Origin of the sequence: Heyndrickxia acidicola (assembly GCF_001636425.1) — a bacterium.
GTDB classification, from domain to species: Bacteria; Bacillota; Bacilli; order Bacillales; family Bacillaceae_C; genus Bacillus_AE; species Bacillus_AE acidicola.
In genome coordinates this window covers 3,537,675-3,558,124 of sequence record NZ_KV440953.1, presented here as the reverse complement: position 1 = coordinate 3,558,124, position 20,450 = coordinate 3,537,675, and the positions used below count along the sequence as shown (strand labels likewise).

Annotated in this window: 19 protein-coding genes and 1 rRNA gene; 3 read left to right on the top strand and 17 right to left on the bottom strand. The window is 39.6% G+C overall.

The features are described 5' to 3' along the window. Positions 1 to 132 precede the first annotated feature (132 nt). Positions 133 to 1,685, bottom strand: a 16S ribosomal RNA gene (locus A5N88_RS16655). Positions 1,686 to 1,914: 229 nt separating this feature from the next. Beyond that, entirely contained in the window at positions 1,915 to 2,142 is a 228-nt protein-coding gene (locus A5N88_RS16650) for a hypothetical protein (protein WP_066268049.1), read from the bottom strand. Positions 2,143 to 2,275: 133 nt separating this feature from the next. Between A5N88_RS16650 and pdaB the strand changes: the two genes are divergently transcribed. Then, positions 2,276 to 3,025 (top strand): polysaccharide deacetylase family sporulation protein PdaB, encoded by a 750-nt coding sequence (gene pdaB, locus A5N88_RS16645; RefSeq protein ID WP_066268046.1) that lies wholly within the window; start codon positions 2,276 to 2,278, stop codon positions 3,023 to 3,025. Positions 3,026 to 3,069: 44 nt separating this feature from the next. On the opposite strand, the gene gpmA is transcribed toward pdaB, so the two are convergent. Together gpmA and A5N88_RS16630 are read right to left on the bottom strand one after the other, a co-directional pair. Beyond that, entirely contained in the window at positions 3,070 to 3,816 is a 747-nt protein-coding gene (gene gpmA / locus A5N88_RS16640) for a 2,3-diphosphoglycerate-dependent phosphoglycerate mutase (RefSeq protein WP_066268045.1), read from the bottom strand. A gap of 349 nt (positions 3,817 to 4,165) precedes the next feature. Beyond that, positions 4,166 to 4,834, bottom strand: a complete 669-nt coding sequence (locus A5N88_RS16630; protein WP_066268041.1) for a KinB-signaling pathway activation protein — start codon at positions 4,832 to 4,834, stop codon at positions 4,166 to 4,168. 192 nt (positions 4,835 to 5,026) lie between these two features. Here A5N88_RS16630 and gerD point away from each other — a divergent pair, with 192 nt between their 5' ends. Beyond that, on the top strand, positions 5,027 to 5,632 hold the full coding sequence (gene gerD / locus A5N88_RS16625) for a spore germination lipoprotein GerD (protein ID WP_066268039.1): 606 nt from the start codon (positions 5,027 to 5,029) through the stop codon (positions 5,630 to 5,632). Positions 5,633 to 5,898: 266 nt separating this feature from the next. Here the strand turns inward: gerD and salA are convergent, their stop codons facing one another. The 4 genes from salA to A5N88_RS16600 all read right to left on the bottom strand — a co-directional run bounded on the left by salA (position 5,899) and on the right by A5N88_RS16600 (position 9,840). Then, positions 5,899 to 6,960 (bottom strand): iron-sulfur carrier protein/transcriptional regulator SalA, encoded by a 1,062-nt coding sequence (salA, locus tag A5N88_RS16620; RefSeq protein ID WP_066268031.1) that lies wholly within the window; start codon positions 6,958 to 6,960, stop codon positions 5,899 to 5,901. Positions 6,961 to 7,173: 213 nt separating this feature from the next. Next, on the bottom strand, positions 7,174 to 7,884 hold the full coding sequence (cwlD, locus tag A5N88_RS16610) for an N-acetylmuramoyl-L-alanine amidase CwlD (RefSeq protein ID WP_066268027.1): 711 nt from the start codon (positions 7,882 to 7,884) through the stop codon (positions 7,174 to 7,176). Between the two features lie 66 nt (positions 7,885 to 7,950). Further along, complete coding sequence (locus A5N88_RS16605; protein ID WP_066268026.1) at positions 7,951 to 8,394, bottom strand: YbaK family protein; 444 nt, start codon at positions 8,392 to 8,394, stop codon at positions 7,951 to 7,953. 168 nt (positions 8,395 to 8,562) lie between these two features. Continuing rightward, the gene (locus A5N88_RS16600) at positions 8,563 to 9,840 is read right to left on the bottom strand and encodes an ArnT family glycosyltransferase (RefSeq protein ID WP_232317587.1); all 1,278 of its coding nucleotides are present in this window, start codon (positions 9,838 to 9,840) and stop codon (positions 8,563 to 8,565) included. Between the two features lie 523 nt (positions 9,841 to 10,363). Between A5N88_RS16600 and A5N88_RS16595 the strand changes: the two genes are divergently transcribed. Next, a complete protein-coding gene (locus tag A5N88_RS16595) occupies positions 10,364 to 10,693 on the top strand; it encodes a hypothetical protein (RefSeq protein WP_066268017.1) in 330 nt (109 codons plus the stop codon). A 1,379-nt stretch (positions 10,694 to 12,072) separates the two neighbouring features. Here the strand turns inward: A5N88_RS16595 and A5N88_RS16590 are convergent. The 9 genes from A5N88_RS16590 to A5N88_RS16550 all read right to left on the bottom strand — a co-directional run bounded on the left by A5N88_RS16590 (position 12,073) and on the right by A5N88_RS16550 (position 20,319). Then, on the bottom strand, positions 12,073 to 12,789 hold the full coding sequence (locus A5N88_RS16590) for a hypothetical protein (RefSeq protein WP_066268015.1): 717 nt from the start codon (positions 12,787 to 12,789) through the stop codon (positions 12,073 to 12,075). Between the two features lie 1,485 nt (positions 12,790 to 14,274). Then, the gene (gene rpsI, locus A5N88_RS16585) at positions 14,275 to 14,667 is read right to left on the bottom strand and encodes a 30S ribosomal protein S9 (RefSeq protein WP_066268013.1); all 393 of its coding nucleotides are present in this window, start codon (positions 14,665 to 14,667) and stop codon (positions 14,275 to 14,277) included. Between the two features lie 21 nt (positions 14,668 to 14,688). Further along, positions 14,689 to 15,126, bottom strand: a complete 438-nt coding sequence (gene rplM, locus A5N88_RS16580) for a 50S ribosomal protein L13 (RefSeq protein ID WP_066268011.1) — start codon at positions 15,124 to 15,126, stop codon at positions 14,689 to 14,691. Positions 15,127 to 15,415: 289 nt separating this feature from the next. Beyond that, positions 15,416 to 16,183, bottom strand: coding sequence for a tRNA pseudouridine(38-40) synthase TruA (gene truA, locus A5N88_RS16575; protein WP_066268009.1), 768 nt, complete (start codon positions 16,181 to 16,183; stop codon positions 15,416 to 15,418). 11 nt (positions 16,184 to 16,194) lie between these two features. Beyond that, positions 16,195 to 16,992 carry an energy-coupling factor transporter transmembrane component T family protein gene (locus A5N88_RS16570; protein WP_066268007.1) on the bottom strand — a complete coding sequence of 266 codons (798 nt, stop codon included), beginning with the start codon at positions 16,990 to 16,992 and terminating at the stop codon, positions 16,195 to 16,197. Then, positions 16,989 to 17,858: an energy-coupling factor ABC transporter ATP-binding protein gene (locus A5N88_RS16565; protein WP_066268005.1), complete on the bottom strand. Its 870-nt coding sequence runs from the start codon at positions 17,856 to 17,858 to the stop codon at positions 16,989 to 16,991. Before A5N88_RS16565 ends, A5N88_RS16570 begins: the two co-directional genes overlap by 4 nt. Further along, a complete protein-coding gene (locus A5N88_RS16560) occupies positions 17,834 to 18,676 on the bottom strand; it encodes an energy-coupling factor ABC transporter ATP-binding protein (protein ID WP_066268002.1) in 843 nt (280 codons plus the stop codon). Before A5N88_RS16560 ends, A5N88_RS16565 begins: the two co-directional genes overlap by 25 nt. A 295-nt stretch (positions 18,677 to 18,971) precedes the next feature. Further along, positions 18,972 to 19,334 (bottom strand): 50S ribosomal protein L17, encoded by a 363-nt coding sequence (gene rplQ / locus A5N88_RS16555; RefSeq protein ID WP_066268000.1) that lies wholly within the window; start codon positions 19,332 to 19,334, stop codon positions 18,972 to 18,974. Between the two features lie 40 nt (positions 19,335 to 19,374). Further along, positions 19,375 to 20,319 (bottom strand): DNA-directed RNA polymerase subunit alpha, encoded by a 945-nt coding sequence (locus tag A5N88_RS16550; protein ID WP_066267998.1) that lies wholly within the window; start codon positions 20,317 to 20,319, stop codon positions 19,375 to 19,377. Positions 20,320 to 20,450 lie beyond the last annotated feature (131 nt).

Genomic DNA, 20,450 nt, shown 5'->3' with positions numbered 1-20,450 from the left:
TTCCGGTGATCGCTCGTTCGCTTCCTCGACCTTCTTGCTGCTGATTCGTTTGATGGTTTTGAGAGATAGTTCCCTCAAAACTAAACAAAAACAGAAACGTCTTTTTATGAAGCGAAGCTTCATTTTCCTTAGAAAGGAGGTGATCCAGCCGCACCTTCCGATACGGCTACCTTGTTACGACTTCACCCCAATCATCTGTCCCACCTTCGGCGGCTGGCTCCAAAAGGTTACCTCACCGACTTCGGGTGTTACAAACTCTCGTGGTGTGACGGGCGGTGTGTACAAGGCCCGGGAACGTATTCACCGCGGCATGCTGATCCGCGATTACTAGCGATTCCGGCTTCATGTAGGCGAGTTGCAGCCTACAATCCGAACTGAGAATGGTTTTATGGGATTGGCTAAACCTCGCGGTCTTGCAGCCCTTTGTACCATCCATTGTAGCACGTGTGTAGCCCAGGTCATAAGGGGCATGATGATTTGACGTCATCCCCACCTTCCTCCGGTTTGTCACCGGCAGTCACCCTAGAGTGCCCAACTGAATGCTGGCAACTAAGGTCAAGGGTTGCGCTCGTTGCGGGACTTAACCCAACATCTCACGACACGAGCTGACGACAACCATGCACCACCTGTCACTCTGTCCCCCGAAGGGGAAAGCCCTATCTCTAGGGTTGTCAGAGGATGTCAAGACCTGGTAAGGTTCTTCGCGTTGCTTCGAATTAAACCACATGCTCCACCGCTTGTGCGGGCCCCCGTCAATTCCTTTGAGTTTCAGCCTTGCGGCCGTACTCCCCAGGCGGAGTGCTTAATGCGTTAGCTGCAGCACTAAAGGGCGGAAACCCTCTAACACTTAGCACTCATCGTTTACGGCGTGGACTACCAGGGTATCTAATCCTGTTCGCTCCCCACGCTTTCGCGCCTCAGCGTCAGTTACAGACCAGAGAGTCGCCTTCGCCACTGGTGTTCCTCCACATATCTACGCATTTCACCGCTACACGTGGAATTCCACTCTCCTCTTCTGCACTCAAGTCTCCCAGTTTCCAATGACCCTCCACGGTTGAGCCGTGGGCTTTCACATCAGACTTAAGAAACCGCCTGCGCGCGCTTTACGCCCAATAATTCCGGACAACGCTTGCCACCTACGTATTACCGCGGCTGCTGGCACGTAGTTAGCCGTGGCTTTCTGGTTAGGTACCGTCAAGGTACCGCCCTATTCGAACGGTACTTGTTCTTCCCTAACAACAGAGTTTTACGATCCGAAAACCTTCATCACTCACGCGGCGTTGCTCCGTCAGACTTTCGTCCATTGCGGAAGATTCCCTACTGCTGCCTCCCGTAGGAGTCTGGGCCGTGTCTCAGTCCCAGTGTGGCCGATCACCCTCTCAGGTCGGCTACGCATCGTTGCCTTGGTGAGCCGTTACCTCACCAACTAGCTAATGCGCCGCGGGTCCATCTGTAAGTGATAGCCGAAGCCATCTTTCAATATTCCTCCATGCGGAGGAAGAAGTTATCCGGTATTAGCCCCGGTTTCCCGGAGTTATCCCAGTCTTACAGGCAGGTTACCCACGTGTTACTCACCCGTCCGCCGCTAACCAAAAGGGAGCAAGCTCCCAATTGATTCGCTCGACTTGCATGTATTAGGCACGCCGCCAGCGTTCGTCCTGAGCCAGGATCAAACTCTCCAAAAAAGAGTTGATATAGCTCTTAAAGTTGTTGTCTATAAAAGACAAAGAATTAACGTTGACGTTTTGTTTCGTTCAGTTTTCAAGGAACAACTTTCTTATATTATCATTCATTTGAAATATGGTCAAATATTTTTTTTATAAGAATCATCTATTGCTTAAATGACAAAAAATAATATATCAGGAATTTTTAACATGGTCAATACTTTTTTCTCTCCCTGTGCCTAATTTATTCTTACATTTTCTCCTTTTTATTTTTTGAGATGATATAGTTGACGCATTCATTTTGCGGTGCAATTCGCTGGAACAAAGAAAAAAGAATTTTATACCTTTCCTTCATTGCTCTTTTCACAACATGATCAATTCTAGGTTCTTCTAAATCATATAATATTTCATCCATCTCTCTTTTCAGCAAATATTGTATTTCTAATTTTTCTCTCTCATGAATTAAAAGACCCAGCACCCTTTTCACCCTTTCTTTGTTGTACCACTAGTTGTTTCCAATAAACGCCAAATTATAAACCTAAAATAATTTGGACATATTTATTTATTTCACATGCATAAACTAGAAGGAACTTGTCTATAGGGGGATTTATATGAATTTCTTTATGATATTGAATGGGCGTAAACTAAAACAATACCTCATGGTAGTGGTCATTTCATTATTCACAGCCATCTTTTTTTACTCGGAAACCACTGCACAAACACCTGTATTTTCCTCACAAGATGGACCTAAGGCTGTCTTCAAAGGAGAAAAGGGAATCGCTCTTACATTTAATATAGGATGGGGGGATGAGAAAGCAGGACCTATATTAAATACCCTCGAGAAGGAAGGAGTAAAGTCAGCAACATTCTTTCTTTCAGGTGCCTGGGCGGAAAGACATCCTGAAATTGTAGAGAGAATTGCAAAGCAAGGATATGAAATCGGAAATTTGGGTTATGCATATGAGGATTACACCGAGCTTGATCAATCTAAAATTAGACAGGATGTTTTAAAAGCACAAGAGGTTTTCAAAAAAATGAATATTAAAACGGCTAAACTACTCCGCTCTCCAACCGGACACTTTGATAGCAAAACCCTGAAAGTAGCTGAGCAGTTAGGTTATACCGTTGTACATTGGAGCATTAATTCGGAGGACTGGACAAATCCGGGTGTAAAACAAATTGTTAAAAACGCATCAAAAGCTAATAATGGCGATATTATCTTATTCCATGCCTCTGACTCGGCAAAACAAACAAAAAAAGCGCTGCCGGCAATTATTAATGATTTACGGAGTAAAGGAAGGTTTATTAATGTAACTGATATGATTGCAAATGGCAAAGTTAAGACGACTCTTATACAATGAGGAAATTTTTAAAGAGGGAAGTGCAGGAAACAAGCACTTCTCTTTTATTTTGGCGAATGAATGATGTGCCTTGGTATATTTTCTTGCGGGATTGGTCCTTCTATCCCTAAATAGTAATGTCTTATAGGCACAAGATTGTCATTTAGTTCATAAACAAGCGGTGTACCTGTAGGAATATTTAAACTGGCTATCCCGTCTCCTGGTATTTGGTCCAGATACTTTATTAAGGCCCGAAGCGTATTGCCATGGGCCGAGATAATCACCTTTTGACCTTGCAGTATAGCAGGTGCAATTTTTTCATGCCAATAGGAGACAACCCTTTTTTCAGTGTCTGAAAGGTTTTCAGTCAGCGGGAATTCTCCTTTTTTCAGGCTTTTGTATTTAGGATCATCCGCTTCATATCGTTCGTCATCAGGGGTGAGTGCAGGAGGCCTTACATCAACAGACCTTCTCCATAAATGAACCTGCTCTTCTCCATATTTCTCTATCGTTTCCTGCTTGTTGAGTCCCTGAAGAGCTCCATAATGCCTTTCATTCAGTTTCCAGCACTTAAATACCGGGATCCACATCAAGTCCATTTCATGCAAAACAAGCCATAATGTTCGAATGGATCTTTTTAATACTGATGTATAAGCAAGATCGAAGCAATAACCGTTTTGTGCTAGAATCTTGCCTGCTTTTCTAGCCTCCTCAAGGCCATTATCCGATAGATCGACATCCGTCCATCCTGTAAATTTATTCTCTAAATTCCACAGACTTTGTCCGTGGCGAATCAGAACTATTTTCTTCATCTCAAAACCCCTCCGTTAAAGATTGGTATAACCCCGAAATCTCTTTCCTATACCATTTCTTTTTCTGCATGGTGTTAAACCCTAACGCTCTTTTCGAAAGGCTCTTTTAGTAAATTTTTGTATTTGTTTAATTTATTCTAGGATACAAAGGGTTAAAGCTTGCACACTAAATTACATAAGATTAGGGGAGACCCCTTGGGAGCTTTCGACGATGAGGCTCCGCTACCGCCCACGGAAAGCGAGTGCCTTCAGCGGAAATCAACAAGCAAGATACGAAAACTTATAGTCAATGCTAAAACAACCAACCCTAAACATAAAAAGCCATTGAGAATGCAATGGCTTTTAAAGATTACTTATGAACAGGGTTTTCACCGGATTGTTTAACGGAATAACGTAATTTTGACAGCGCCCTTTCTTCCTCCGAGCGCTTTAAAAATTTTGCCAGTATCAGCATTTGATACCCATTGCAAAGTAATAAAGGCAAAGTCATCAGCTCAACCCAGCTGCTCTTATTAACCCTTAGCACAGGTACCAGTTCAACTATAGTAAAAACAATCATAAAAAAAAGGGCAGGAATAAATGTATGATTCTTGGACTGCTTATATTTCAGCGTAGAGACAATCAAACCAGCCGCAACAATGAAAGCAGGCAAAATCAAATAAGAGGAAATGGCTGCTTGAGCATGACCGAAGTACTCAAATCGAAAGTACACCAGGTCAAATAACGCAAAAAGAATAAAGACAATCTGAATGGCATTCCAAAGAGCAAGGGAACGGGAGATGCCTAATCCAAATTGATGAATCGTTAAATAGGCAAAATACCCTACCTGGCTAATCAGACTGAAAATGAACCCGACACCAACCAGCCATACAAAGGATAACACAGCAGATAAAATTTTCCCTTGGGCAATATAAGGCGCAAATTCGTGCCAGCGCAAAATATAACCCAACACCCCCGTTGTAAGTCCACCCATCACCAACGTAGTTAAAAAGAATTTCACTAAGTTTCGGCTAGTCAAAATAGGCTCCTCCATTTTGTCTATGTAATTAATCCACCACTTAAAGAATTTGACTCTTTTTACTATTCACACTTTAATTGTACCAACCATGTATTGAAAAATCTAGAACTTCCTTAACAGATGCATATTAGCCCTGCATTCCTCACATATTAACTATACGTACACTGCAACAAAAGGAGAGGAGGCTTTCATATGAAAAAAAAGTCAGCACTGCTCCTGTTCACCCTTGTTTTCATATTGTCAGCCTGTGCCGGCGCTTCTAGCTCAGGCCAGCCAATGGATTATGACCAGACAAAAAAAATGATGGTCGATATTCTTAAAACAGATGATGGAAAAAAAGCCATTAAGGATATAATGACTGACAGTCAATTGAAACAGGAATTGATTATGGATCAAGCAGTTGTTACTGATACCATTAAAAATACATTAACATCCGAAAAAGGCACTGAATTTTGGAAAAAGGCATTCAACGACCCTAAATTCAGCGAGGCCATGGCCAAAGGAATGAAGACAGAAAATGAAGCGCTTTTGAAGAAGCTAATGAAGGATCCTGATTACCAAAAAATGATGCTGGATATTCTTAAGGACCCTGACTATCAGAAAACGATGGCCAGTTTATTAAAAAGCAAAGATTATCGACAATATCTCCAGAGCTCGATTCTTGAAACTGTTGACAGTCCGTTGTTTAAAACAAAGCTGGAGGATGCCATTTCAAAATCGGCAAAAAAACCTAGCGAAGAACAAGGAAAGACCCAAAGCACACAAGGCGGCGGCCAAGGCGGACCAAGCGGCGGATAAAATGGTAATGCATTTAAAAAAGTAGATGCGCCTTGCTCATCGGCGAATGAATTTCAGTCTTGACTGAGATAAAGAAAACTATATATTTTGATTTATCGCAGGGAGGAGACACAGAAAATCCGATGGGCTAAAAATTCAATAAAAAACTTTATTCTTTCTTTTAAAAAAAGCTGGTGCTTCAATCACACCAGCTTTCATTTTGCCCTTATAACTTTTTACAGAATTCATGTCTGCTGTTTTAATCATTCTTTTAGGCCAAATAAATTTTATCGATTGGCTAATAAATCAACGACTTTACCAGCGATATCTCCGTATATTTTACCCAGCTTATGATCTGCCCCGTAGATAGAAGGGGCAAAGTCATTTTCATCCCAATCTGGCTGCTGCAATGGAAGCTGTCCGAGTAATACGGTCTGAAGCTCTTCAGATAATCTCTTTCCTCCGCCTTGTCCAAAAACATACTCTTTTTCCTGCGTCAATTCACTTTCAAAATAAGACATATTTTCGATAACACCCAAAATAGTATGTTCTGTCCTTAAAGCCATAGCCCCTGCACGTGCTGCAACAAATGCTGCCGTTGGATGAGGAGTAGTGACAATGATTTCGTTGCATTTTGGAAGCATGCTGTGAACGTCCAGGGCTACATCACCTGTTCCAGGAGGTAAATCCAGGAGAAGATAATCCAGTTCTCCCCACTCTACATCCGAGAAGAAATTATTCAGCATTTTCCCAAGCATAGGGCCTCGCCAAATAACAGGTGCATTATCCTCTACAAAGAAGCCCATTGAAATCACTTTTACACCCATCCGCTCAACAGGAATAATTTTTTCTCCTCTTACAATGGGCCTTTGTGTAATCCCCATCATATCCGGAACACTAAAGCCGTATATATCCGCATCAACAAGGCCAACTTTTTTTCCAAGACGCGCAAGAGCCACTGCAAGGTTTACAGATACGGTTGATTTTCCAACCCCGCCCTTTCCGCTTGCAATCGCTAAAAATTTTGTTTTGCTGTCAGGAGATAAAAGGCTTTCCCCCTGCTGCTTCGGTTCAGAACCGCGGAATTTCTGAAGCACCTCGTCAGGAAGTTCAGCAAATCGAATTCCTACTGTATTGGCTCCGGCATTTTTCAATATATTAACAATGTTTGTTTGCATTTGAAGCTGTTCCCCAGTGCCTGTTTTGGCAATGGCTATTTTCACACTTACATGTTCTTTCTCCGGTTTTAATTTAATCTCAACAATTCCATTCGTTTCTTCTAACGTTTTATGTAGGAAAGGATCCTGCAATCCTTTTAGCAAATTCAATACCTTCTGTTCAGTTAACATGTATGTACACCATCCCTTTTGCAAGTATTCGTTTACAACTGATTTCAGTATATACCATATTTCCTGCTACCACACGCAATTTGCTAAATACCCTAACCATTCTGAAAGACGAAATCTATAGAAAAGAAAGAAAGCAGAAGGAGAATTTACGTGAACAAAATAAAACAGCACCGCAGGAAGATTTTATCTTCTCCCTCCCGCAGTGCCTGCTGTTTATTTAATGCTTTTTTCATCTGTAAAATATCGAGTGATTCCATGGGAAATCGATGCTGCTACTTTCTCCTGATATCTCACCGACATCAGATTTTTTCTTTCCTCTTGATTGGATAAGAATCCAATTTCCACTAAAGCTCCAGGCTTTTTAGCATTTTTTAATATATAAACATTTTGAAGTACTTTCGCTGTTCTATCGGTATTCTCCAGATTTCGTATTAATTCGTCCTGTATAAACGTTGCTGCCCGCTTATTCTCCGGAAAATAAGGAGTGAAAAAGGTTTGGGCTCCTTTCCATTGCGGTCCTGGAATGGAGTTCAAATGAATGCTGATAAATAAATCTGCCTTGGAAGAATTAATCATTTTCAGTCTTTTTTGCAAATCCTCAACCTTTCTTCTGCTATAGCCTCTTGTTTTCGGATCTGCCAAGTCTTTGTCCGTTTCCCTCGTCATAAGGACAATTGCACCTTGCTCCTGCAAATAATCCCGTACTTTAAAGGCAACTGATAATGCGATATGCTTTTCAAGCGCCTCCTGATCGCCGGCGCCTCCATCAGGCCCTCCATGACCAGGATCCAAATAAATAACCTTGCCTGAAAGCGGCAGGCTCCAGGAACGCCAGGTATCTTTATGGAAAAATTGAAATTGGAGAATTAAAAAAAGAAGGAGTACTCCTAAAACAAAACTAAACACTTTTATCTTTTGTTTCATCTTTCCTTGTCCCCCCTAGTCCTACAACAAATCTTATGGGACAAGGAAGGGGTTTAGAACCGAAAATTAATGAAGTCTGAGCTTTCTTCTCTTCTCAGCCTGGCGGTATCCCTCTAACCACCATTTATCTACAAACTGTTCACATGCAAAAAATAAGGATTCCTGAATGAAATTTTGTTCCCCAAACGTCCAATAAAGCCAAAAATTAAACAAGGTATCTGTTAGGTGTTTGAATTCCTTCTCGCACCTTTTTTTTATCACATCAATTGGCTCGCCATAATGCCCGAAACGGGAATATTGTGCACCTAAAATGAATGCTTCAATGGCCACATCATAACATCCTTCTTCAATGCCTTGCTCCAGCCAAACTCCCCCTTCAATTCGCTGGGAACCAAAATGCTCCTGAACACTTTTTTTCAAGCTCTGGATGGAGAGTTCACGCAAAAGGCTTCTCTCATATTTCATTTGCCTTTCTCTGCGCTTGGCTGACAATGTTGTTATAACATTCATAAGTCATTCCTCCTACCTGTATTTTTCAACCTTTCCCCTGTTCTAATACCATCCCTCTGCGATTAAAACATTACCAATTCAGGACAATATCAGCAGTAAGAAAAAACAAATACAGCGAAAATGGAATGCATCTGGTTTTGGGCTTAGCCTAAGCAAAATATTTGCATACTAATTCAGCCGATTGATGAGTTTATCCTGTATATACTGTTTAAAACCGTAAACTCCATACCCCGCTAATAAAAATAGAACAGGAAGGATATCAAAACGATACCTCGTTTGAATTTCAATAACCAGGTGAACGGCAGCATAGCCCGCAGCAAAAATACAAAGCAATGGTAATAGTTTATTTTCTTTTTTCATTAATAGCACATTCCCTATGATAAGCAGACAGGACACGATGTACATGAGCCGCTCATAGATCACTAAGCTTAGCTGAAGAATGGGCTGCTTTAGTCCACGGAAGGCCCAGTATGGTCCGGCATCCGGCTTGCCCCAAAAGGCTTTGAACTTATTTCCAAACAAACGGATAACCCCTTTTCTATCTTTTAACCTTTCTTGTACAAGAGTCTTTTCAGCCTGATTGCGGGCTTGACCAACCTTAAACTGGTTTACATATCTTTGATCTTCAGCATTCCAGGTCCCGTTAGAATGAGCGTTGAGTCCAAGTGTAAATTTCCAATACGGCTCCTGATTGGAGAGCGGTTTAACAGATAGGCCTGTTTGAAGGAAGCCAAAGCTGATAAGCTGTTGAAAGATAATATAAACCAGCAATACTCCAGCAAGCCTTTTTATATAATATATGCTCTCTTTTTTTCTAAAAGGGAGAATCATGTATATAAAAACAAATACACCCATTCCCAATAAAAAAAAGCTCCCCAGCGGTCTCATCATATTTCCCATTCCTAAAGCTAACCCGATCCATAACCAGATGTACTTTTCAGACAGTCCTTTTCCAATTAAAAAATATATGCCCAGAATAAACATAAAAGTGGAAATGTATTGATTAGTTAAAACAGAACAATAAAGGACATTCGGAATATAGAGAGTGTAAAGCAAGGCAGCCACCCGGGCACTGCATTCATTTAACCCTTTTCTGGCGATCAAGTAGATGAGAACAGTCGTGCCCATACTAAAAAACACATTAAAGAGCTTTAACATAAAAAGTTGGTTCCCAAAAAGATTAAGCAGAAGTGCTTCATAATAAGTAAACCCCAGCTGATAAACCCAGCTGGAATAATAGGGGCTATGCAAAAAAGTGAAATCTCCCCTTACCGCTTTAAGAGCACTTCTGTACATAACCCCGAAGTCGGAAGCAGGAGGTGTCTTCTCCATCATAATCCACACAATTCTCATCCCAAACCCCACTGCCAGAAGAATAATAAGAAAGGACTTAGCAGATAAAAAACGGTTCACAAGATAAGAGAAAATGGCTATAAGGACAGCCATAATGAAGATTCCTCCTATCAAAATGAACTTTGCAGAAGCATTCACTTTTATATCCATAAATGAGTAATAAGATATAAAAAGAAACATAAGAGCTGTAACCACACACAAAATCCTTGAAGCCAGCTTCCCAAACCTATTTTCCTTTATCAGCATAAAAATACCTCACTTATGTGTTCAGGATTTTTTTGTAAGGCCCCTTCCGTAAAATGAACCGAATAATGAATGTTAGAATCACCATAGATCTCCTTTAGTTATTTTAAAAAACTGGTTTAGCCATTAATGAAAAAAAGCCTTCCAGAAAGCCTTATTATGCGAAAGTATATCGGACCCGTTTGTAAATGATATAAAGATTTCATTAAGTTTTCCTATATCTTGAGAAAGAACTCAGCCCTAGATTGCACTTTTTAAAGCAGGATTATTTGTTCAAAACCTTCGTTACCCCCAAAAAAGAAGATATCTTTTGAAATAGTTTATTGAGTACATAAAATAAGGGAACAGAATGGACAGTTAAAGGAGGCTAAAAATGGAGCCATATGTAAAGGATGCTCTGCTTGAATGGAAGGAAGAAATTGAAAACCAAAAAAAAGAGATTGATGAAGAATACAAAAAGGTTAAGCTTGAACTACAGCTTTATTCATTCAAATACGGAATCACCAAACAAGTCATTCAATCAACAATTAATGAAGAAATGATTAATAATATTAAAAGCACTTATCAAAAACCATTTGAAGAGAAATATAACAAGCTTAAGCAGCAGCTAAAGAAGCTGGAAGACAAAAGAAGTGTCTTTAATATGTTTGTAGAAAAAATTGAGAATGCCAGCGAAAAAGAACAGAATCATGATAAAGCGTAGCTCCTGCTGCGTTTTTTTATTTGAAGTTCAAAGAATAAGCTCTCCCTCTCAATAAAAAAGACCCTCAAACTAATAGGTCTGAGCGACTTTAAATGACAAGACACCTTTATTATCTTTATAAAATTTCTTTCCTTTAAAAGTTTATTTCCGTAATTGAATAAAGAATGGGCAGAGTTTGAACTCTATAGTATGTCTGCTTTGTTATCAGTAATCTATAGGGATATTTAAAAGCTTCTAATTTTGTCGATAATGACTCGGAAATTGTAGATATTTCCCGGGAATTATTGAAATTTGAAAAATAATACATCCGAAAACAAATTTACCCACTTATTATCAAAGGTTTTAATTTCTTGAAAATTGCTGCAATAAGGCTAGTTGATTAGGCTTTTGAAATCACTTAAATCAGGCATTGCAATCTCTATTTCATTGACCCATTAATTTCTAGTCCTTTAGCTGTATCGCCTTGCGCTTGACCGTATCGTACAACGCTATATAAGCGATTCTGGATTGAACAATAGCATTGCCATCTGTTGTGAGCCCCATCATCTACTAATAAAGATAACGGTTTGAATTCGTATATCGCCCAGCGATACGATTTCTAGGTAATTAAATTCTTAACAATTGCTGCAATAAGGTTAGTTGGTTGGGCTTTTGGGATCATTTAAATCAGGTATTGCAACCTCTATTTCATTGACCCATTTATTTCTTGGCCTTTAGCTGTATCGCCTAGCGCTTGGCCGTATCGTACAACACTATTTAAGCGATACTGAATTGAACAATAGCATTGCCATCTGTTGTGAGCCCCACCTTCTATTATTAAAGATAACGGCTTCAATTCGTATCGCCCCGCGATACGAGTTCTAAGATATCGGTCCCCAGTATATTAAGGAACATATTCAAATGCTCTTTAGTATCCTCAACTCTCACCTTATCAAACATGCCTTTTTTACTTACTTCGATTAGTGTATTTAGTCTTGATGTGTACTTGCTTAGACCTTCATTGAATTACATTGGGAAATCGTGTGTTTCTGGTAAATCGTTCGGCCCATTGGATATACTGCCAAGTTTTTTACAAAAAAGTTATTTAACCCTAGTAAGAGATGACAGGAGGATTTTACAGTATCCTCAGGTTTCCCTTGTTTTTTAAACATTCATTCTTTCAAAAGTCTTTGATTTGTTGTGAATCAAATATGGCACAATCATTTTATTGAAGTTTGTTGGATTTGCTTTATGGCCAGTCATCGAGTATCTTTTCGTACACTATTCAAAGGTTTGTATATTGAACCTTTTGTTTATTTATTTTTCAGCACAAATAGCAACAAAAGCAATACTCCACAAATCTTTGTACTGTTTAGGAGAAAAATCCTTATAGTAGCATCTTATTTTCTGAATAAGGAGAAAAGCCCTCCCCATTTTTCTTTAGGTTTTTGTATCGCTTCTTCTAACCGTTTATTAAAATCGTTTTGTGTACGCCATTCTATTTTCTGCTCATCCCGCATTTCTTGTATTTCTTGTTGTAATAATTCACTTTTTTGTTTTTCTTGTTGCAGCAATGTTTCGTAATGCACTTTTTGTTGTTCCGTTAATTTTTCAATTTTAGCATTTGTTTTTTGAGCCGAATTCCCAATACTGGAGCTTATAACATGATGTTCTTGCTGCAGGCGAGAAACCTTAGTATTAAGATCAGACATATCGTTCTTCAGCTGGATATTCATTTCGCGTGTGGCTGCAACCTCATTGACCAAAAACATTAGGATTTCTTTTAATTGATTGGGGTCGTGGGGTAAATTTTCATATGTATCGGTTGTATCGGTTATCGTTATCTCTGTTTCGGTGGGTACTTCTAATCTTTCTTTTTGTTGATGCACAAGTTCTTTAGCTGTATCGTCCAGAGGCTTTTCCGTATCGCGTAACGCTATAAGCGCTCCGATGTCAGATTGGACAAAGATACGCCGATCACCATCTTTTAAAAATTCATATCCATTACGCTCTAGGATTTGGCCATACTTTCGAACAGTAGGCGATGCAATCCCTACTTCTTCTGCCACTTCTTTGGTAGAAAATGCTCGTTCATTTGGTTGTATATCGCGTCGCATATCGGACCTCCTTTTCTATTAATATGAAGGTTTTTAGATGAATTGGCAAGTTATATCGCCAAGCGATACGGAATAAAAAATCTGCTTGGATTCTTGAGGAATTAAATTATGGAATCATGGCAAGCTTTTTTATTCAGATTCCCCATTGCCTAACTCCAGATTTTTTTCTGCAAATTAATGATTTCAATTCACTTATGCAACTCTTATGTAAATAATATATAAGTTTCAGCAAACAGTTAATATAAAGAACATAATGGCTCTTCCATCATGATCTCTATGCATAATAAAGACTTTATTTTAGCAGTAATGAAAATAATTTTAAACACAGAAAGAGATATTCCACTCACTTTTTAGCGCAAATCAGCAAAAAAAACGATTAAATTTCAGTTCCAGTATAAATGTGAACAACTTACGAAAAGATGCCACAAAGACTGACAGATTACGGATTTAACCATTGTTCGAAAAGCAAATTAAGATCTGTTAATGAACTCTGTTGTTTTTAGGCTCTTATTCATGTAGAAGCGAATGTTTTACGTGCCTTACAATACATTAGAAGGCTTACCGAAAAGAAAGAACAGCTTCAAACGCCTAAAACAAAAGAATACAAGCGTTTAATCCACTATTATACCCAAACCTCTATCTTATCTATAATATGGCATATAGGTCAAATAGAAGCGAAATTAGCCAGTGTTAATATGAACGATAACATAACAAGGAAAGGAGTATTTTATCATGCCCACGCTTCACTGTTATTTGAAGTCAGGGGCAAGCATAAAAGAAGTATAAGAGTGATTAGGCCACTCTGACATCAAAGGACAACGAATAGATAGACACATATTACAAACCATCTAAAAGAAACATATACACAAAAATTTTAAAGGTACACTGATCCATAATTGTGATCAGGTGTGGCGAATAAGTTTTCCTTACTAAAATTATATATGTTTTGTGGTCACAATGTAGTCAAACAGAGGGAATTATTGCCACCGCCCATAGCCCCTAAACCCTTTCATTACTAAAAAAGTGGCTATAAACCCAAAAGAAGAGTTCTTAGCTTGTGGATTAGATAATGATAATAACTTTGTTTTTACAAGACATGATGAAACACATATTGCGATTAGCATATTTTGATTAAAAGCTAAATATTTTAATGAAAGGCTTTGTTAAAGGACAATGTTGTTTTTTAGCTCATTCGTGTGAAACAACCGTTTCACACGAATGAGCTAAAAAACGAGTAGATATCAACATTTAAATTTAACAGATAAAAGAGGTACAAGTTAGTACGGTTAGGGCACACCGATATTTAAATGACCATGAATATCTACACCCACGTAATAAACACCTTAAAAGAACAAACAGCGGCTAAATTTCAAAAGTATATTGAGCTTTAATTTTGTCATACATGGTCAAAATATGGCTACAAACGACTTTTTAAATCAAAAAAGACCCCCAAACCAAAAGGTCTGAGAGCCTTGAAACGTAAAATTAACGTTTTGAGAACTGAGGTGCACGACGAGCGCCTTTAAGACCGTATTTTTTACGTTCTTTCATACGAGCGTCACGAGTTAATAATCCAGCGCGCTTAAGTGTTCCACGGTATTCAGGATCAGCTTGCAATAACGCACGAGCGATACCGTGACGAATTGCTCCAGCTTGGCCAGTGAAACCGCCGCCGTTAACATTTACTAATACATCATAGTTACCAAGAGTTTCCGTTGCATTTAACGGTTGTTTGATAACTTCGATTAATGCTGCAAATGGAATGTAGTTGTCTACTTCACGATCGTTGATAACGATACGACCGTTACCTGGTACTAAGCGAACACGTGCAACAGAACTTTTACGACGTCCTGTTCCGTAATATTGTACTTGTGCCAAAATAAAACCCTCCCTTATAAATTATCCGCGAAGTTCGTACACTTCTGGTTGTTGTGCTTGGTGTGGATGCTCTGCTCCAGCATATACATGTAATTTCTTGAACTGTTGGCGACCAAGAGAGCCTTTTGGAAGCATGCCTTTGATAGCAAGTTCAAGCATTTTTTCTGGATAGTTTGTACGCATTTCGTTAGCAGTACGAGTTTTAAGACCACCCGCAAATTGTGTATGACGGTAGTAGATCTTATCAGTCAATTTTTTACCTGTTAATTCAATACCAGAAGCATTGATGATGATTACATGGTCACCAGTGTCAACGTGAGGTGTGAATGTAGGTTTATGTTTACCGCGTAAAATAGACGCAACTTCAGTTGCAAGGCGACCTAAAGTCTTGCCTTGTGCATCTACTACATACCATTTACGCTCGATATTATTTGCATTAGCCATATACGTAGTACGCATTCGATACCCTCCTAAAAAATTAAAAATTTCATAAAATCATGTATTTATTCACAATAAGTTTCCGGGGCTTATCGTGGGGTTAAAAACAATACCATAGGTTATAATATCTTTTTATAACGTCAATGTCAAGACAATGTTACACCTGGATTAGTTGTTATGGCAAATTTTTTTATTTCTGCTGTCCTGTTTGTTGAATCTCGCTCTTTAGCAGGCCATTTGGCACTCCTCGCAGCTTCTCAACCAGCAGAGTCTCGCTCCTTACGCCTCGCTTTAACAGATCCTTATTATTTTAAATTACTTCCTCTTCCTCATTACTTGAAGAATAGTATACCTTCCATAAATATAGACCTTCTGCTGGCGCCGTTTTTCCTGCATGGATGCGATTTTTTTGAGAGAGAATCCACCCCATATCACTTGCACTCTTTTTCCCTGTTCCTACCTCAAGCAATGTTCCCATCAAAATGCGGACCATGTTATAAAGAAATCCATTTCCTTTAAAAATGAATTCCAGCTCGTCGTGCTTTTGAATAAGCTCAATGCTGTGTATCGTTCTTACCTTATCTTCTACTTCGGTTTTTGCAGAGCAAAAGCTTGTATAATCATGTGTACCGAGTAAGGATGGAATAGCCGCCTTGATAGCATCTAAATCCAATGCATACGGATAGTGGCATTCATACATGTGCTTGAATGGGCTGCGATAGGAGGATGTATAAATTTTATAGCGATACTCCTTCCCTACAGCAGAAAATCTCGCATGGAAATCAGGGTGAACTTTTTCGGTTTTCTGCAGAGAAATGTCATTCGGCAGCAATCCGTTGAGCGCAGTGGGCCATTTATCCTCCGGTATTTCAAGAGGAGAATCAAAATGTATAACCTGCCCGATGGCATGCACACCCGCGTCGGTTCTGCCTGAAGCTGCGACTTTCACATTAGCTCCTTTATGAAGCTTTTGAAGAGCGGCTTCGAGCTCCCCCTGAACAGTTCGTCCATTTGGCTGTATTTGATAACCGGAAAAACTAGACCCATCATAGGCAATCACACTTTTGTAACGATTCATCGGTAAACCTCTTACTTTCTAAAAAAGATTAATAACACCGTCAGAATCACTAAAATAACGAGAGAAAACGTATCAGAAAACCTCCAGGAAAGCAGACGGTATTTCGTTCTTCCTTCTCCGCCCTGATAACCCCTCGCCTCCATAGCAATGGCCAATTCCTCTGCACGCTTAAAAGAGCTCACAAACAAAGGGATTAACAGTGGAATAATTGCTTGAACCCTTTCTTTTATCGGTCCGCTGGAAAAATCCACTCCTCTTGCCATCTGTGCCTTCATAATCTTTTCGGTCTCGTCCATTAATGTAGGAATAAACCTTAAGGAAATGGACATCATCAGTGCTAATTCATGGATAGGAAGACGAAGCTTCTTAAAAGGATTCAATAAAGATTCCAGGCCGTCTGTCAACGAAATCGGTGTTGTTGTAAGAGTCAGCAAAGAAGTTAAAAATATCAGCAGCATAAACCGGATGGATATAAAGATCCCTTGGCGGACCCCCTCATCATAAATAGAAATAAATTTATAATGAAAAACCACATGCCCTTGCCGTGTAAGGAATAACTGCAGCACAAGGGTAAACAGGATCAGCCATAAGATAGGCTTTAATCCATTAAAAAAGAAGCGGAAGGATATTCCCGATATCAAAATTAAAGCAAGTGTAAATATAATCAGAATACCGTATGTGACAGCATTGTCGGCCAAAAATACAATACAGATATAGAGAAAAACAAAAAGAAGCTTTGCACGGGGATCCAATCGATGAATCATAGAATCACCGGGGATATAACGACCGATAATCAATTTATCCATCATGATAGATCACCTCGCATAGCTGTCATTTTCAGTTCATCTGCTAATTCTTCAATGCTGAGGCACGTTTTCCCAAGCTTCCTTCCAAGCTTTTGTTCTACCATGTATTGAAAATGAACAACATCCGGAACATTTAATCCTAAAGCAACCAGTTCCTTTGCAGAAGAAAAAATCTCCCGTGGCTTACCCTTGCGTTTAATTTGGCCTTGATGCATGATCACAATCTCATCTGCGTAATGTGCAGCATCTTCCATGCTATGTGTCACAAGAACGGTGGACAGACCTTTTTCCTTATGGATACGGTAAAACATATCCATGATTTCCCGTCTTCCACGGGGATCTAAACCAGCAGTCGGTTCATCCAGGACAAGGACTTCCGGCTCCATTGCCAATACCCCGGCAATGGCAACCCTTCTCATTTGTCCTCCAGACAGGTCAAACGGGGATTTGGACAGAACTTCTTCAGGGAGTCCTACCTGATGAATTAATGTCTTTGCCCTTTCAATGGCTTCTTCTTTTGGTACACCATAGTTCATAGGGCCAAAACAAATATCCTTTTCTACTGTTTCTTCAAATAACTGGTGCTCTGGAAACTGGAATACAATGCCTACCTTTTGGCGGATAGGACGTAAATGCTTCTCTTTTCGCTTTGCTTCCACCACACGGTCACCAATTTGGACAGTGCCATTGGTTGGCTTAACTAAAGCATTAAGATGCTGAAGCAAGGTTGACTTTCCTGAACCTGTATGTCCAATGACGGCTAAAAAGGTTCCAGATGGGATCTCAAGGTTAATATCTTGCAGGGCTAATCGTTCAAAAGGTGTATTGGGTTGATATTTGTATTCTACTTGTTTGAGTGTAATGTCCATAATGCATCCACCAATTCATGATCTGTCAAATAAATTGAAGAGAAGCCAAAGCCCCTCACATTTAATGCTTTCGTCATTTTAATAGAAAAAGGAATATCCAGCCCCAATTCAACCAATTCCTTATCCATTTGAAAAATATCCTTTGGAACACCTTCTTTATAAACCTGCCCTTGATTCATCACCACAATCCGGTCAGCTTTAGCTGCCTCTTCAAGATCATGAGTGATGGATATAACCGAGAGTCCTGCTTCTTCTTTCAGTTCTCTAATCGTTTCGAGAACCTCAGCACGCCCAAGAGGATCTAACATAGAAGTGGCTTCATCCAGTATAATCACTTTTGGTTGTAGAGCAATGACACCTGCTATAGCCACTCTTTGCTTTTGCCCTCCGGAAAGATGGTGCGGCTCTTGATCAAGAAAACTGGACATATGAACTTTCTCCAACGATTCTATTACCCGTTTTGCCATAACGGCCTGTGGCACACCGTTGTTTTCCAAACCAAAAGCCACATCATCCTGTACTGTTGTACCGACAAATTGATTATCGGGATTTTGAAATACCATACCAATCCGTTTACGAATATCCCATATCGTCTCTTCTGATAACGGAATGTCATCCACGAAAACAGAGCCTTCTTCCGGGAATTGAAGCCCATTTAAAATTTTTGCCAGCGTGGATTTTCCTGAACCATTATGGCCGACAATCGCTAACCATTCACCTTCATATACTGAAATATTTACATCCTTCAGTGCATATGACTCTTGGTCAGGATAACGAAAAGATATCCCTTTAAGAGAAATTAACGGCTTCACCTTCATGATTCCTCCTCTCATCTATCGAACTCATATCGCTAGTCTCGTCTCTTTTTATCCTATTATGCAGACATAATAAAAAAGCCTGCATCCCTCTCCAGGGCTTTTAAACGTACCCTGATCATCATATCTCTATCGAATATAGAGGCGGAGAGGGATGCAAGGAGCTAGACGGGTCATCTGAAAGTGCCCATCATTACACTCTATAGCTTCATTACATCGTCGTATTCATTTATACAAAAAGGGCATAGAAGCAGTTATCATTCATTTCTAACTGTCCTGCCCTTAATGTGTACAAACGTTAAACTAATTCAATAATTACTACAGGAGCACCGTCACCACGACGAGGTCCAAGTTTCATGATACGAGTGTATCCACCTTGGCGCTCTGCATAACGTGGAGCAATGTCAGCAAATAATTTTTGAACAGCATCTTGATTTGTTTCTGCATTTGCTACCTCGTGGCGGATGTATGCAGAAGCTTGACGGCGGGCATGTAAATCTCCGCGTTTGCCAAGAGTAATCATTTTTTCAACAACTGAACGTAATTCTTTCGCACGAGCTTCAGTTGTTTCGATGCGTTCGTTGATGATTAGATCTGTTGCTAAGTCACGAAGCAACGCTTTACGTTGGGCACTAGTACGTCCTAACTTTCTGTAAGACATGAAGTTTCCCTCCCTTGTTGAAGTAATGTATATATTAATGTCAGTCGTCTTTTCTTAAGCCTAGACCAAGTTCTTCTAACTTAGCTTTAACCTCTTCTAAAGACTTACGACCTAGGTTGCGCACTTTCATCATATCTTCTTCAGTTTTATTAGCTAATTCCTGAACAGTATTGATTCCAGCACGTTTTAAGCAATTGTAAGAACGAACGGAAAGATCTAATTCTTCAATCGTCATTTCAAGAACTTTTTCTTTCTGATCTTCTTCTTTTTCAACCATGATTTCGGCATTTTGAGCTTCATCGGTAAGACCAACGAATATATTTAAATGCTCAGTTAAGATTTTTGCTCCTAGAGAAATAGCTTCCTTAGGTCCAATGCTTCCATCTGTCCAAACATCAAGCGAAAGCTTGTCATAGTTTGTCATTTGGCCAACACGTGTATTCTCAATCTGATAGTTTACACGTTGAACCGGTGTGAAAATGGAGTCAATTGGAATAACCCCAATTGGATGGTCTTCACGTTTATTTTGGTCAGCCGGTGTATAACCGCGGCCTCTCACTGCTGACATACGCATACGGAAGTGTGCGTTTTTACCTAATGTAGCAATATATAAATCAGGGTTTAAGATTTCAACATCACTATCATGGGTAATATCAGCGGCTGTAACGACTCCTTCTCCCTGCACATCAATTTCAAGCGTCTTTTCTTCGTCGGAGTAAATTTTTAAAGCTAGCTTCTTAATGTTAAGAATGATGGACGTAACATCTTCTACGACGCCTTCAATTGTTGAGAATTCATGCATGACACTATCTATTTGAATAGACGTGACAGCTGCACCTGGGAGTGAGGATAATAGGATACGACGTAAGGAGTTACCCAAAGTAGTACCATATCCACGCTCAAGCGGCTCTACGACGAACTTGCCATATTTGGCATCATCGTTGACCTCAACCGTTTCAATTTTTGGTTTTTCAATTTCAATCATTCAAATTTACCCTCCTTCAAAACGTCGAAACCCCGGAGACAAGTCATCATCCACCGAAATTCCTCATGTTAACTTCCCGTTTGTGCACAACAACTGGATTAATCATTTCTGTCAATAAAATACATATCATA

Coding starts and splice junctions, on each gene's coding strand:
- pdaB (WP_066268046.1), top strand. CDS start 2,276: ATGAATTTCTTTATGATATTGAATGGGCGTAAACTAAAACAATACCTC.
- A5N88_RS16600 (WP_232317587.1), bottom strand. CDS start 9,840: ATGGCTGTCCTTATAGCCATTTTCTCTTATCTTGTGAACCGTTTTTTA.
- gpmA (WP_066268045.1), bottom strand. CDS start 3,816: ATGAAGAAAATAGTTCTGATTCGCCACGGACAAAGTCTGTGGAATTTA.
- cwlD (WP_066268027.1), bottom strand. CDS start 7,884: ATGAAACAAAAGATAAAAGTGTTTAGTTTTGTTTTAGGAGTACTCCTT.
- truA (WP_066268009.1), bottom strand. CDS start 16,183: ATGAATCGTTACAAAAGTGTGATTGCCTATGATGGGTCTAGTTTTTCC.
- A5N88_RS16605 (WP_066268026.1), bottom strand. CDS start 8,394: ATGAATGTTATAACAACATTGTCAGCCAAGCGCAGAGAAAGGCAAATG.
- A5N88_RS16550 (WP_066267998.1), bottom strand. CDS start 20,319: ATGATTGAAATTGAAAAACCAAAAATTGAAACGGTTGAGGTCAACGAT.
- gerD (WP_066268039.1), top strand. CDS start 5,027: ATGAAAAAAAAGTCAGCACTGCTCCTGTTCACCCTTGTTTTCATATTG.
- rplQ (WP_066268000.1), bottom strand. CDS start 19,334: ATGTCTTACAGAAAGTTAGGACGTACTAGTGCCCAACGTAAAGCGTTG.
- A5N88_RS16570 (WP_066268007.1), bottom strand. CDS start 16,992: ATGATGGATAAATTGATTATCGGTCGTTATATCCCCGGTGATTCTATG.
- salA (WP_066268031.1), bottom strand. CDS start 6,960: ATGTTAACTGAACAGAAGGTATTGAATTTGCTAAAAGGATTGCAGGAT.
- rplM (WP_066268011.1), bottom strand. CDS start 15,126: ATGCGTACTACGTATATGGCTAATGCAAATAATATCGAGCGTAAATGG.
- A5N88_RS16560 (WP_066268002.1), bottom strand. CDS start 18,676: ATGAAGGTGAAGCCGTTAATTTCTCTTAAAGGGATATCTTTTCGTTAT.
- A5N88_RS16565 (WP_066268005.1), bottom strand. CDS start 17,858: ATGGACATTACACTCAAACAAGTAGAATACAAATATCAACCCAATACA.
- A5N88_RS16595 (WP_066268017.1), top strand. CDS start 10,364: ATGGAGCCATATGTAAAGGATGCTCTGCTTGAATGGAAGGAAGAAATT.
- A5N88_RS16590 (WP_066268015.1), bottom strand. CDS start 12,789: ATGCGACGCGATATACAACCAAATGAACGAGCATTTTCTACCAAAGAA.